The organism is Streptomyces alkaliterrae (assembly GCF_007097205.2).
Classification (GTDB): Bacteria; Actinomycetota; Actinomycetes; order Streptomycetales; family Streptomycetaceae; genus Streptomyces; species Streptomyces alkaliterrae.
Window position 1 is genome coordinate 1 of the sequence record NZ_VJYK02000162.1, and the last position, 12,786, is coordinate 12,786.

Genomic DNA, 12,786 nt, shown 5'->3' on the forward strand with positions numbered 1-12,786 from the left:
GGCCGGGGGAATCCGGGGTGGCGGTCGGTGGGTCGGTGGTCTCCGCAGCGCCCGTCGGTGTCGGTTTCCCACTCTCGCCTGTGCAGGCCGCGACCAGGGCGGAGGCCGCTCCGAGCGCCAGGTAGCGCAGGGCGTTGCGCCGCCCGACAAGTCGTGCCGCAGCCCGTATGTCGCGTGCCGCCATCAAGTCCCCCCTGGACCAGTCCAGTTGATCGTCCGCGCAGATCGTACGTGATGGGCGAGCCTTGATCAGGGTGGCGGCCGAGGGCGGGGACTCGGCCGGTGTCTGGCGTCCGGCTGAGCGGGCCTGGGTAGCTCGCCCTCACGAGTGGGGCCGTTTGGCTGGAATCCTGAAGAGGGCGGGCGCGCGAGGCTGGTCGGCGGAAGGCCGGGAGGTGGACTGATAGGTGGGGGTGATCAGAGTGTGTGGTGGGTGCGATTTCCGTGATCAATGGGGTCTGTGACAGCCTGATCTTCCGTCCAACCCTCAGGAGCGCCCTGACCTGCGCGCCTTCGCGCGCGGCGGGGGCGCTCCACCAGATCCAAGGAGAGCACGTGCTCACTGTCGGTGACCAGTTCCCCAGCTACGACCTGACCGCTTGTGTGTCGCTGGAGAAGGGTCAGGAGTTCCAGCAGATCGACCACAAGACCTACGAGGGCAAGTGGAAGGTCGTCTTCTTCTGGCCGAAGGACTTCACCTTCGTCTGCCCGACCGAGATCGCCGCGTTCGGCAAGCTGAACGACGAGTTCGCCGACCGCGACGCGCAGATCCTCGGTGTCTCCGGCGACTCCGAGTTCGTCCACCACGCCTGGCGCAAGGACCACGACGACCTGCGTGACCTGCCCTTCCCGATGCTGGCGGACTCCAAGCACGAGCTGATGCGGGACTGCGGCGTCGAGGGCGAGGACGGCTTCGCGCAGCGCGCCGTCTTCATCGTCGACCCGAACAACGAGATCCAGTTCACCATGGTGACCGCCGGTTCCGTCGGCCGGAACCCGAAGGAGGTCCTGCGGGTCCTCGACGCCCTCCAGACGGACGAGCTGTGCCCGTGCAACTGGAGCAAGGGCGAGGACACCCTCGACGCGGGCAAGCTGCTCGCCGGCGAGTGACCCGACCCCCGGAAAGAACCCTCTCGGGGCCGAAGTGACCCACACGACGACGGAGATAGCGGAGTAACGCCACCATGGCACTGGACGAACTGAAGTCGGCCCTGCCGGACTACGCCAAGGACCTGAAGCTCAACCTGGGTTCCGTCATCGGCAACTCGGAGCTGCCGCAGCAGCAGCTGTGGGGCACCGTGCTGGCCTGCGCGATCGCCTCGCGTTCGCCGAAGGTGCTGGCCGAGCTGGAGCCGGAGGCGAAGTCCAACCTCAAGCCCGAGGCGTACACGGCGGCCAAGGCGGCCGCGGCCATCATGGCCATGAACAACGTGTTCTACCGGACCCGGCACCTGCTGTCGGACCCGGAGTACGGCACCATGCGCGCCGGTCTGCGGATGAACGTCATCGGCAACCCGGGCGTGGACAAGGTCGACTTCGAGCTGTGGTCGCTGGCGGTCTCCGCCGTCAACGGGTGCGGCATGTGCCTGGACTCGCACGAGCAGGTGCTGCGCAAGGCCGGTGTGGAGCGCGACACGATCCAGGAGGCGTTCAAGATCGCCGCGGTGATCGAGGCCGTGGGCGCCACGCTGGAGGCCGAGGCCGTCATCGCCGAGTGACACCGAAGGCCGGAGAAACGCCGGGCGGTCCGCGTGAAGCGGGCCGCCCGGCGTCCTTCGTTCGGGTGAGTGGTCAGCGGCCGGAAGGCCGCTACGGCAGGGGGAGTTCGAACCAGACGACCTTGCCCGTGGAGAGCCGGGTCGCGCCCCAGCGGCGGGCCAGCCGGTTGACCAGGAACAGGCCGCGGCCGCCCTCGTCGGTCGCCCGGGCCTGCCGCAGCCGGGGGAGTTGCGGCACGTCGTCGCCGACCTCGCAGCGCAGCCGGTCGGTGCGCAGCAGCCGCAGCGTGATCGGCCGTTCGGCGTACCGGACGGCGTTGGTGACGACCTCGCTGACCAGCAGCTCCACCGTGTCCGTCAGCTCCTCCAGGTCCCAGCGGGCGAGTGCCCGGCGGGCCAGACGGCGGGCCTGGGAGGCGGTCTGCGCCCGGGGATCGAGGAACCAGTAGGCGACGTCGCTCGGCGCGATGCCGTCGAAGCGGGCGGCGAGCAGAGCTATGTCGTCGTCGCGGTCGCCGGGGCCGAGGATGTCCAGCACCTCGTCGCACAGCGGCTCCAGCGGGGCCGGGGTGTCGGGCCGGGTGAGCCGGGCCGTCTCCATCAGCTTCTCGCGCAGCTGCTCGATGCCCGTCCACACGTCGCGGTGGCGGGACTCGACGAGGCCGTCGGTGTAGAGGACAAGCGTGGCGCCGGCGGGCGCGTCCAGTTCGACGGCCTGGAAGTCGACGCCGCCGACGCCGATCGGCGCGCCGGCGGGGATGCGCAGCACCTCGGCGCGGCCGCCGCGGTGCAGCATCACCGGCGGTGGGTGGCCGGCGTTGGCGATGACCATGCGGTGCGCCACCGGGTCGTAGACGGCGTAGAGGCAGGTCGCCATCCGGTCGCGGCCCAGGCGCTGGGCCTGCTCGTCGAGGTGGTGCAGTACCTCCTGCGGCGGCAGGTCGAGTTGGGCGAGGGTCTGCGCGGTCGTGCGCAGCTGGCCCATGATCGCCGCCGACGTCATGGAGTGGCCCATCACGTCGCCGACGACCAGCGCGACCCGGCTTCCGGGCAACGGGATGGCGTCGTACCAGTCGCCGCCGACCCGCGCCGACTCGGCGGCCGGGAGGTAGCGGCTGGCGAGCTGCACGCCGGTGGGCTGCGGCAGGGTGTCGGGCAGCATCGTGCGCTGCAGCTCGTCGGCGATGTACGCCTCGCGCCCGTAGAGCACGGCCTTGTCGACGCCGAGCGCGGTGTGCGTGGCGAGCTGGGCGGCGACCAGGAGGTCGTCCTGCGCGAACGGCGGTCGGGTCGGGCGGCGCAGGAACACGGCGGCGCCGATCACCCTGCGGCGGCCGCGCAGCGGCGCGAGGATGGACCGCCGCCCGTCGGGCAGCTCGCGTTCCACGCGCAGCAGTTCGCCGAGTGCGCCGCCGGCCGCCGGCGAGTCGCCGAAGAGCGGCCGTACGCCGCGCAGTACCTCGGCGAGCGCGCCGCCGGCGGCGACCTCGGTCAGCTCGGAGGCCCCGCCCGCGGCGTGGTCGGTGGCGCCGGCGAGCTGGCCGAGCAGCCCGCCGTCCGCCGCCGAGCCGTCCTCCCCGGCGTAGTCGGGCAGCCGGTCGGTGCGGCGCAGCCGCAGCCGCAGCGGGCCGGTGGGGCGCTCGTCGCCGACGGGGAGCGGTTCGCGCAGATAGACGAGGATCGCGTCGGCGAACGCCGGCACGGTGGCCCGGCACAGGCCGAGCACGGTCTCGTCGAGGTCGACGCCGCGGGCGATGCGCCGGGTCGCGGCGCCGACGAAGCGCAGCCGCTCGCCGTTGGCGTCGGGTGCGCCGCCGGCGGTCGAGGGCTCCTTGTCGACGTCCGGCATAGGGGCGTGCGGGGTCGCCGGTGGCGCCGGGGCGCTCGCGCCGGGCGGACCAGGCGGGTCGGTCACGCCGCGCGAGTCGGCCGAGCCCGGCGGACCGGCCAGGTCACCGGCGGCGTCGGCGGCGGCGCGCGGTGCGGGGTCTCCGCCCGGTTCGGCGGCCGGCCGGGCCGGCTGGCGCACCCGGCCGTCCTCCGGCGCGGCGGGCGCCTGGGCGCGGGCGTGCGGTATCGAGCCCTCGTCGGGTCGGACCGCCTGTCGCGGCTCGGCGCCGGGCTGCTGGGGGGTGGTCGGGTACTCCGTCACGTGCAGGGCTTCCATCCGTCCGGAGTCGTCATGGTCGTCGGCAGTTCATGAAGAGCTGGATCTCCGGCTGAACGTCGGAGCTGGCCGGCGCGAAGGTGTAGGCGTCCTCCCCGTCGACCTCGAAGCCCGCGTTCCGCACGGTCTCGCGCAGCTCGTCCCGTAGATAGCCCGATACCCGGATGTGGTTCCCGAGGAACGGGATCGAGACGTCGTCCACGTCCGCCTCCACCATCGACAGCGCGAGCAGCCCGCCGGGACGCAGCATGCCGTGCACCATGCGCAGCGCGACCGGGATCTCCTCGCGCGGCAGCATCAGCAGGGAGAAGAACGCCGCGACGCCGTCGAAGACGCCGAGGTCGGCGCCTTCGAGGTCGGCGACGTCGAGCTGGTGGAACTCGGCCTCCGGCACCTCTCTGGCGGCGACGCGCAGCATGCCCGCCGAGATGTCGACGCCGACGACGCGGTGTCCGGCGTCGGTGAGCTGGCGGGCGGTGGGCAGGCCCGTGCCGCAGCCGAGGTCCAGGACCCGGGAGCCGGGCGGCAGCCGCTCGGCGAGCCAGCGCCCGGCGGCCAGCTGACCCTCCTTGTGGGGGAAGGCCTCGTCGTACCGCTCGCCGATCGCGTCGAACGCCTCGGCCTGCCCTTCCCGGTCGATCCGCGACCGGTCAAAGGCCTCGTACGCGCCGGGCGCGTCCGTGCTGCTCACGGGTGGCTCCTCCTGGGCCGGTCAGGGCCGTCGGTCCACCGCGCCTGCCGCCAAGTGCGGTGGGGTGCAGTGGAGTTGGTCGATGTGGTCACTTACTGTCCGGAGGCTGATCCTACGGTCAGTGTCCCGGGCGGGATCAAGAGGCGCACTGCGCGCCGGTACGGTCCCAGTCGCTGGGGAGCCGGGGGACGGGCCACGCCGGGTCCGGCCGCCAGTGCTCCCAGCCGTCCGCGAAGGGCGACCCCCACTCTCGTACCACCGCCAGGGCCCGCTCACCAGCCGCCCTCACCCGTTCGGCCTGCACCGGATCCATCAGCCCGGCCTGCTGAGCCTGCCGGAACTCGTCCTCGTCACGCCACCGCCAGCTGCGGTCGGGGTAGACGTCGATGTCGAGGAAGTGGTCCTCCGAGTCGACGCCGCCCGACCAGCGGGTCAGCGGCTCCTCCAGGTTCACATACCAGTTTTTGAACCGCCAGCCACGCTCCCAGAACAGCCACACCGACCAGGGCTCGCCCGGTCTCGCCAGCTTCAGCACACCGCTGCCCGACCAGTGCGCCCGGACGGTGGTGCGCGGTTTGGTGTACCGGGTGGCGAGCGGTTCCAGATGGACGGGGGTGCCGTCGGCGAGCTGCGGCTTCACGCAGGCCGTGCCGGGGGCCATCCACACGGCGAGCAGCCGGGGGCTGTCCTGGACGACCGTCACCGGCCGGCAGATGTGCGGATGCCGGTGGCCGTTCGCCCGGTAGCGCCACAGGATGTGGCTGCCCGGGTCCCACCTGACGGTCCCCGCCCGGCTCTCCTCGGGGTGCTCGATCTCCGCTGTCATTCGCGGATACTACCCAGCCAGGTGGTCTCCGCCGGCGCCGCCGGGCGACGACGCGCCCCCGCGCGCGAAGCCGCCCGTGCGCCCCCTGGTCCGCCCCGGGGCGCGGCTCGGGTTGCGGTCCTGGGGGCGCACGGCCGGCGGCTCAGGGCCTGGTCATCCGCAGGACGTCCAGCGCCTCGTCCAACTGCTCCAGGGTCAGCTCACCGCGCTCGACGAACCCCGCGTCCAGCACCGCCTGCCGGATCGTCTTGCGCTCGGCCAGTGCCGCCTTCGCCACCTTCGCGGCGGCCTCGTAGCCGATGTGGCGGTTGAGCGGGGTGACGACGGACGGGGAGGACTCCGCGTACTCCCTGGCCCGCTCCACGTTGGCGGTGACGCCGTCGACCGTGCGGTCGGCCAGCAGCCGGGAGGCGTTGGCCAGCAGCCGGACGGACTCCAGCACGTTCTTCGCCAGCACCGGCAGCATCACGTTCAGCTCGAAGTTGCCGGAGGCGCCCGCCCAGCTGACCGTGGCGTCGTTGCCGACCACCTGCGCGGCGACCATCAGCACGGCCTCGGGCACCACCGGGTTGACCTTGCCCGGCATGATCGACGAGCCCGGCTGGAGGTCGGGCAGGTTGATCTCGGCGAGGCCCGTGCGCGGACCGGAGGCCATCCAGCGCAGATCGTTCGCGATCTTGGTGAGGCCGACCGCGACCGTCCGCAGCTGACCGGACGTCTCCACCAGGCCGTCGCGCGCGCCCTGCGCCTCGAAGTGGTCCCGGGCCTCGGTGAGCGGCAGCCCGGTCAGCCGGGCCAGCTCCTCGATCACGGCGGCGGAGAAACCGGGCGGGGTGTTGATGCCCGTGCCCACGGCCGTGCCGCCCAGCGGCAGCTCCGCCAGCCGGGGCAGCGCGGACTCCAGCCGCTCCACCCCGCGGTCGATCTGCGCCGCGTAGCCGCCGAACTCCTGGCCCAGGGTCACCGGCGTCGCGTCCATCAGATGCGTGCGCCCCGACTTCACCACCGCGTCGAACTCCGCCGCCTTGCGGCCGAGCGCCGCCGACAGGTGCCGCAGCGCCGGGATCAGGTCGCCGGTGACGGCGGCGGTCGCCGCGACGTGGATGGAGGAGGGGAAGACGTCGTTGGACGACTGACTGGCGTTGACGTGGTCGTTGGGGTGGACGGGCCGGCCCAGCCGCTCGGTGGCGAGCGTGGCCAGCACCTCGTTCATGTTCATGTTGGAGGACGTGCCGGAGCCGGTCTGGAAGACGTCCACCGGGAAGTGGTCGTCCCAGCGGCCCTCGGCGACCTCCTGCGCGGCCTCGTTGACGGCGGCGGCCATGTCCGCCTCCAGCACGCCGAGCCGGGCGTTGACGGTCGCCGCCGCCGCCTTCACCTGCGCGAGAGCCCGCAGATGGGCGCGTTCCAGCCGCTGTCCCGAGAGGGGGAAGTTCTCCACCGCGCGCTGGGTCTGCGCGCGCCACCGGGCGGCGGCGGGCACCCGCACCTCGCCCATCGAGTCGTGTTCGATCCGGTAGTCAGCCTCGTCGCTCATGCCCCGAGCGTACGGGCGCGGTACGCCGTGCCGCCGCCCAACCCGCCCGGCGGAGGGGCGGGTTCGACGGCGGCGGGGTGTGCCCGGTCAGGCCTGCGGGCGGACCGGGATCGACGTCACGAACGGCTGCGTCGGGCCGGGGTCGGTGAAGAAGTCGTTCCCCTTGTCGTCGACGACGATGAACGCCGGGAAGTCCTCCACCTCGATCTTCCAGACCGCCTCCATACCCAGCTCCTGGTACTCCAGAACCTCCACCTTCTTGATGCAGTCCTGGGCGAGCCGGGCGGCCGGGCCGCCGATCGAGCCGAGGTAGAAGCCGCCGTACGCCTTGCACGCCTCGGTGACCTGCTTGCTGCGGTTGCCCTTGGCCAGCATCACGAACGAGCCGCCCGCCGCCTGGAACTGGTCGACGTAGGCGTCCATCCGGCCGGCCGTCGTCGGGCCGAAGGAACCGGAGGCGTAGCCCTCGGGGGTCTTCGCCGGGCCGGCGTAGTAGACGGCGTGGTCGCGCAGGTAGGACGGCATCTCCTCGCCGGCGTCCAGCCGCTCCTTGATCTTGGCGTGCGCGATGTCCCGCGCCACCACCAGCGGGCCGGTCAGTGACAGCCGCGTCTTCACCGGGTGCTTGCCCAGCTCGGCGCGGATCTCGTCCATCGGCCGGTTGAGGTCGATGCGCACGACGTCGCCGTTCTGCGACGCGGACTCCGCCAGCTCCTCGTCGGTGGTGTCCGGCAGGAACCGGGCCGGGTCGCGCTCGAGCTGCTCCAGGAACACGCCCTCGGCGGTGATCTTCGCCTTGGCCTGCCGGTCCGCCGAACAGGACACCGCGATCGCCACCGGGCACGACGCGCCGTGCCGGGGCAGCCGGACCACCCGCACGTCGTGGCAGAAGTACTTGCCGCCGAACTGCGCGCCGATGCCGATGCGCTGCGTCAGCTCGAAGACCTTCTCCTCCAGCTCCTTGTCCCGAAAGCCGTGACCGGCCGGGGAGCCCTCGGCGGGCAGCTCGTCCAGGTAGTGCGCGGAGGCGTACTTGGCGGTCTTCAGCGCGTACTCGGCGCTGGTGCCGCCGACGACGATCGCCAGGTGGTACGGCGGGCAGGCGGCCGTGCCCAGCGAGCGGATCTTCTCCTCCAGGAAGCGCATCATCGCGGTCTCGTTCAGCACCGCCTTCGTCTCCTGGTAGAGGAACGACTTGTTCGCCGAACCGCCGCCCTTGGCCATGAAGAGGAACTTGTACGCGTCGCCGTCCGCCGCGTACAGCTCGATCTGCGCCGGCAGGTTGCTGCCGGTGTTCTTCTCCTCCCACATCGTCAGCGGCGCCATCTGCGAGTACCGCAGGTTCAGCTGCGTGTACGCGTCGTAGACGCCGCGCGACAGGGCCTCCTCGTCGCCGCCGGAGGTGAGCACCTGCTGGCCGCGCTTGCCCATCACGATCGCGGTACCGGTGTCCTGGCACATCGGCAGCACACCGGCGGCGGCGATGTTCGCGTTCTTCAACAGGTCGAGCGCCACGAACTTGTCGTTCGGGCTGGCCTCGGGGTCGTCCAGGATGCGCCGCAGCTGCGCGAGGTGCGCCGGCCGCAGGTAGTGGGAGATGTCGTGCATCGCCTCGGCGGCGAGCTTGCGCAGGGCCTCGGGCTCGACCTTCAGGAACGTCCGGCCGTCCGCCTCGAAGGTGCTGACCCCCTCGCTCGTCACGAGCCTGTAGGGCGTGTCGTCCTCGCCGAGCGGAAGCAGGTCGGTGTAGGAGAACTCGGGGTGGGCTGCCATCGGAGTGACTCTCTTCTTCCTCTCGACACTTCGCGCGGCTCCCGACGAGGAGCGCGTCTCACAGCGTAGAACGCCCGGAAGCGGACCGGTCTGTGAGGTCAGGCTCACCTGCCCGCCCTGCCCGCCCTGCCCGCCCTGCCCGGGGCGGTCCTCAGGGGTGGCCCTCAGGGTGGGGTGCGGGTCGCATGGGGGACGAGTCAGGGGCCGACGGCCTCGTGCCGCCGACCCGCCACTGGCAAGCTGGAGATGTGAACGACGTCTCACTGAGCAAGCAGCCGCAGCCGCCGGAGCCCGAGCGGGGGCCCACCGCCGCCGAGGTCCGGATCTCCGACGCCGACCGGGATCGGGTGGCCGACCTGCTCCGGGACGCCCTGGCCGAGGGCCGGCTCACGCCCGAGGAGCACAGCGAGCGGGTGGAGGCCGCCTACCGCGCCCGCACCGCCGGCGAGCTCGAACCGCTGCTGCGCGACCTCCCGGCCGGCCGACCGCGCCCCACCCGGGCGCCGGACACCGCGGGGGCGCTCGCCGGTCCCCGTTCCGTGGTGGCGATCTTCAGCGGCGCCACCCGCAAGGGCCGCTGGCGGCCCGGCGCGCAGACGACCGCCTTCGCCTGCTTCGGCGGCGTGGAGATCGACCTGTCCGAGGCCGTGTTCGAACAGCGCGAGACGGTGGTCAACGCCACGGCGATCTTCGGCGGCGTGGACATCAAGGTGCCGGAGAACGTCACCCTGCGCAGCTCGGGCAGCGCGGTGCTCGGCGGCTTCGACGTCGACGAGCAGACGGCGGAGGACCCGGACGCCCCCGTGGTGATCGTCCGCGGTCTCGCGATCTTCGGCGGTGTGGACGCAAGTGGCAAGAGGGGCAAGCGGGTTCGCGATCTGCGCACGCGTCGCGACTGAGCGCATACTCACGCGTACAGCGGGTAGAGGTCCGGGCATCGCCCTCGCGCGTGGACTCCCGGTGAACAGACCCGGCCCGCCCGGGTGACGGACCGAGTGCGACCGGGCGATTTTGGGCACCAGGCTGGATCAGACAGCTGACCTCGTCGCCGTTCGTCAGGGAGTAGACCGTGCTGCAATCGCCGCATCAGCACCTGCGAGCCACCGTCGCCCCGCAGCGCACCGCCGCGCGGCATCCGGATGACAGTCCGTGGCACTCCGAGGCGGTCTGCCGCCGCGACGAGGCGGGGCTGTTCTTCGCCCCGTCCAAGGAGCCCACGGCCGCGCGGCTCGCCAGGGAGCAGGCGGCCAAACAGGTCTGCGCCCGCTGCCCCGTACTCGTCGCCTGCCGGGAACACGCGCTCGCCCAGCCCGAGCCCTACGGGGTCTGGGGCGGGCTGACGGCGGCCGAGCGGCGCGTCGTACTGGCCCGCCGCAGGCGGCGGGAGGCGGCCACCGCCACCGAGCCGCGCATCGCCTGACGCGCGGCGCCTGCGCCCGGCGCTTCCGGGCGGGATGACTCATCCGGTCCTCTCCGGTGGCCGTCGACGTCACGACCGCCACCGGAGAGGACCGACGGTCACCTGGCCCGGTCGAAGTCGATCGCGCTGTAGGCGCGCAGCTTCGACAGCCGGTGAGTGGAGTCGATCTGCCGGATCGTGCCGGACTTCGAACGCATCACCAGCGACTGCGTGAACGCGGTCTCCGCGCGGTAGCGCACGCCGCGCAGCAGATCGCCGTCGGTGATGCCGGTCGCGACGAAGAAGACGTTGTCGCCGCGCACCAGGTCGTCCATGGTGAGCACCTTGTCGAGGTCGTGGCCGGCGTCCAGCGCCCGCTGCCGCTCCTCGTCGTCCTTCGGCCACAGCTTGCCCTGGATCGTGCCTCCCAGGCACTTGATCGCGCACGCCGCGATGATGCCCTCCGGCGTGCCGCCGATGCCCAGCAGCAGGTCGACGCCGGTGCCCTCGCGGACCGCCATGATCGCGCCCGCGACGTCGCCGTCCGAGATGAACTTGATCCGGGCGCCCGCCTCCCGGACCTCCTTGACGATCGACTCGTGACGCGGCCGGTCCAGGATGACCACCGTCACGTCCTCCGGCGCGCAGCCCTTCGCCTTCGCGACGCGGCGGACGTTGACCGAGGCCGGGGCGTTGATGTCGACGAACTCCGCGGCCTCCGGGCCGGTCGCCAGCTTGTCCATGTAGAACACCGCCGACGGGTCGAACATCGCGCCGCGCTCGGCGACCGCCAGCACGGAGACGGCGTTGGCCATGCCCTTGGCCGTCAGCGTCGTACCGTCCACCGGGTCCACCGCCACGTCGCACTCGGCGCCGGTGCCGTCGCCGACCCGCTCGCCGTTGTAGAGCATCGGGGCCTCGTCCTTCTCGCCCTCCCCGATGACCACGACGCCGTTCATCGAGACGGTGGAGACGAGCGTGCGCATCGCCTTCACGGCCGCGCCGTCCGCGCCGTTCTTGTCACCGCGGCCGACCCAGCGGCCCGAGGCCATCGCCCCGGCCTCGGTGACCCGTACGAGCTCCAGCGCGAGGTTGCGGTCCGGAGCCTCCGGACTCACCTCGAGCTGGGACGGAAGGTGATGGTTCTCGGACATCGGGACGCACCTTTCTGCGCGGCGGCTGGGAGCTGCGGCCGGACAGTCGAGGGTTGAGGAGGCACCTAAGACCTTATCCGCACATCGACAAAGTGAGCAGAGCGCCCCTCGGATGAGCGGGCCTCCGTGGGGCTCCCCGGCGCGAGGCGGGCCCCCGGTCCGGGCGTGCGACGGGCATGGGGGACCATGGGGTACGTGGCGACGAAGCGTGGTTTGAAGACGGTGCGCGACATGGTGCTGTCGATGGCGGTCATCGGAGCGGGTGCGGGGCTCCTCTACCTCACCCTGCCCAACAACGAGCAGCAGGACCCGGTCCGCGAGATCGGCTACCAGACGGAACTGGCCACCGCCGGCCGCGCCGCCCCCTACCCGCTCGTCGCCCCGGACGGCCTCTCCGACAAGTGGCGCGCCACCTCGGTCACCTACCGGGCGCAGAGCGACCACGGGGCCGTCTGGCACCTGGGCTTCATGGACCCGGGAAACCAGTACGTGGCGATCGAGCAGAGCGACGGCGACCGCGGGAAGTTCATCCGCAAGGTCACCCACCGGGCCGAGGAGACCGAGCGGGTCGAGCGCGTCAACGGCCAGGAGTGGGTCCGCTACGAGGGGCCGAAGTACAACGCGCTGGTGCTGAAGGACGGCGAGGCGCCCGGCGGGGGCGACGGCGGCGAGGGCAGCACGACGCTGATCACCGGAACCGCGTCCCACGAGCGGCTGAAGGAGATGGCCGCGGCTCTCCAGCCGTACGCCGACAGCACCGCGAACCGGGGCTGAGCGGCGGCCTCGGCGTACGACCGCCGCCCGACTTCCCGGTGCGGGCTCAGACGGTGGTGACCGCCTCGTCGGCGCTCAGTCGCGGACCGCGCGGCCGGAAGGCGTCCGGGCCCGGGTGGCCGATGTTCACGACCAGCAGCGTCTTCTGGCGGCCGTCGCCGAAGAACTCCTTGTCGACACCCTCGAAGTCCAGCCCGGTCATCGGCCCGGCGGCCAGCCCGGCCGCGCGCACGCCCAGGATGAAGTAGCCGGCCTGGAGGGCGGCGTTGAACCGGCCGTTGGCCTCGCGCGCGTCGGCGTCCGCGAACACCGTGTCCTTCAGGGCGGGCATCACCGGGAACAGCTCCGGCAGCCGCTCGTGGAACTCCAGGTCGACGGAGAGGATCGCCGTGATCGGCGCCGTCCGCGTCTTGGCCTTGTTGCCGTCCGCGAGGTGCTGGACCAGCCGCTCGCGGGCCTCCGGCGTGCGGACCAGGGTCACCCGCAGCGGGGACTGGTTGAACGCCGTCGGGGCGAGCTTGACCAGGTCGTAGACGGCCTTGATCTGCTCGTCGGTCACCGGGGCGTCACTGAAGGTGTTGGCGGTGTGGGCCTCGCGGAAGAGCAGGTTCTGGGCGGTCTCGTCGAGCACGAATGCCATGGTGGTCAGCCTCTGATTGTCTCGAAGGGGTAGTTCAAATTCGTACTACTACCTTAGGTGTCCCGCCCGATCCCGCACAACGCGGCCCCCGTGACGCTGCCCACACG

At 72.1% G+C, this 12,786-nt stretch carries 13 protein-coding genes; 5 read left to right on the forward strand and 8 right to left on the reverse strand.

Annotation, left to right across the window (positions count from 1 at the left end; all coding sequences use genetic code 11):
- Window positions 1-184 (reverse strand): hypothetical protein (locus tag FNX44_RS28965; RefSeq protein WP_228449931.1); only part of this gene is annotated, 184 nt, incomplete at its 3' end.
- 371 nt (window positions 185-555) lie between these two features.
- Between FNX44_RS28965 and FNX44_RS16025 the strand changes: the two genes are divergently transcribed.
- The gene (locus FNX44_RS16025) at window positions 556-1,110 is read left to right on the forward strand and encodes a peroxiredoxin (protein WP_143648936.1); all 555 of its coding nucleotides are present in this window, start codon (window positions 556-558) and stop codon (window positions 1,108-1,110) included.
- A gap of 74 nt (window positions 1,111-1,184) precedes the next feature.
- Entirely contained in the window at window positions 1,185-1,718 is a 534-nt protein-coding gene (locus FNX44_RS16030; protein ID WP_143648937.1) for an alkyl hydroperoxide reductase, read from the forward strand.
- Between the two features lie 91 nt (window positions 1,719-1,809).
- On the opposite strand, the gene FNX44_RS16035 is transcribed toward FNX44_RS16030, so the two are convergent.
- From FNX44_RS16035 to FNX44_RS16055, 5 genes are all read right to left on the reverse strand, one after another.
- Entirely contained in the window at window positions 1,810-3,885 is a 2,076-nt protein-coding gene (locus FNX44_RS16035) for an ATP-binding SpoIIE family protein phosphatase (protein WP_153507342.1), read from the reverse strand.
- 13 nt (window positions 3,886-3,898) lie between these two features.
- Window positions 3,899-4,576: a class I SAM-dependent DNA methyltransferase gene (locus FNX44_RS16040; RefSeq protein ID WP_143648938.1), complete on the reverse strand. Its 678-nt coding sequence runs from the start codon at window positions 4,574-4,576 to the stop codon at window positions 3,899-3,901.
- Window positions 4,577-4,712: 136 nt separating this feature from the next.
- Complete coding sequence (gene fomD / locus FNX44_RS16045) at window positions 4,713-5,402, reverse strand: cytidylyl-2-hydroxypropylphosphonate hydrolase (RefSeq protein WP_143648939.1); 690 nt, start codon at window positions 5,400-5,402, stop codon at window positions 4,713-4,715.
- A 142-nt stretch (window positions 5,403-5,544) separates the two neighbouring features.
- Window positions 5,545-6,939, reverse strand: coding sequence for a class II fumarate hydratase (locus FNX44_RS16050; RefSeq protein ID WP_143648940.1), 1,395 nt, complete (start codon window positions 6,937-6,939; stop codon window positions 5,545-5,547).
- An 87-nt stretch (window positions 6,940-7,026) separates the two neighbouring features.
- A complete protein-coding gene (locus tag FNX44_RS16055) occupies window positions 7,027-8,712 on the reverse strand; it encodes a fumarate hydratase (RefSeq protein ID WP_143648941.1) in 1,686 nt (561 codons plus the stop codon).
- Window positions 8,713-8,960: 248 nt separating this feature from the next.
- Here FNX44_RS16055 and FNX44_RS16060 point away from each other — a divergent pair, with 248 nt between their 5' ends.
- Together FNX44_RS16060 and FNX44_RS16065 are read left to right on the forward strand one after the other, a co-directional pair.
- Window positions 8,961-9,611, forward strand: coding sequence for a DUF1707 SHOCT-like domain-containing protein (locus FNX44_RS16060; RefSeq protein WP_407699205.1), 651 nt, complete (start codon window positions 8,961-8,963; stop codon window positions 9,609-9,611).
- A 170-nt stretch (window positions 9,612-9,781) separates the two neighbouring features.
- Window positions 9,782-10,132, forward strand: coding sequence for a WhiB family transcriptional regulator (locus tag FNX44_RS16065; RefSeq protein ID WP_143648943.1), 351 nt, complete (start codon window positions 9,782-9,784; stop codon window positions 10,130-10,132).
- Between the two features lie 98 nt (window positions 10,133-10,230).
- Here FNX44_RS16065 and glpX read toward each other — a convergent pair whose 3' ends face one another.
- Window positions 10,231-11,265 (reverse strand): class II fructose-bisphosphatase, encoded by a 1,035-nt coding sequence (glpX, locus tag FNX44_RS16070; protein ID WP_143648944.1) that lies wholly within the window; start codon window positions 11,263-11,265, stop codon window positions 10,231-10,233.
- A gap of 186 nt (window positions 11,266-11,451) precedes the next feature.
- On the opposite strand from glpX, the gene FNX44_RS16075 reads away from it, so the two are divergent.
- Entirely contained in the window at window positions 11,452-12,039 is a 588-nt protein-coding gene (locus FNX44_RS16075) for a DUF4245 domain-containing protein (protein WP_153507343.1), read from the forward strand.
- 46 nt (window positions 12,040-12,085) lie between these two features.
- Here FNX44_RS16075 and FNX44_RS16080 read toward each other — a convergent pair whose 3' ends face one another.
- The gene (locus FNX44_RS16080; RefSeq protein WP_143648946.1) at window positions 12,086-12,679 is read right to left on the reverse strand and encodes a malonic semialdehyde reductase; all 594 of its coding nucleotides are present in this window, start codon (window positions 12,677-12,679) and stop codon (window positions 12,086-12,088) included.
- Between the last annotated feature and the right edge of the window lie 107 nt (window positions 12,680-12,786).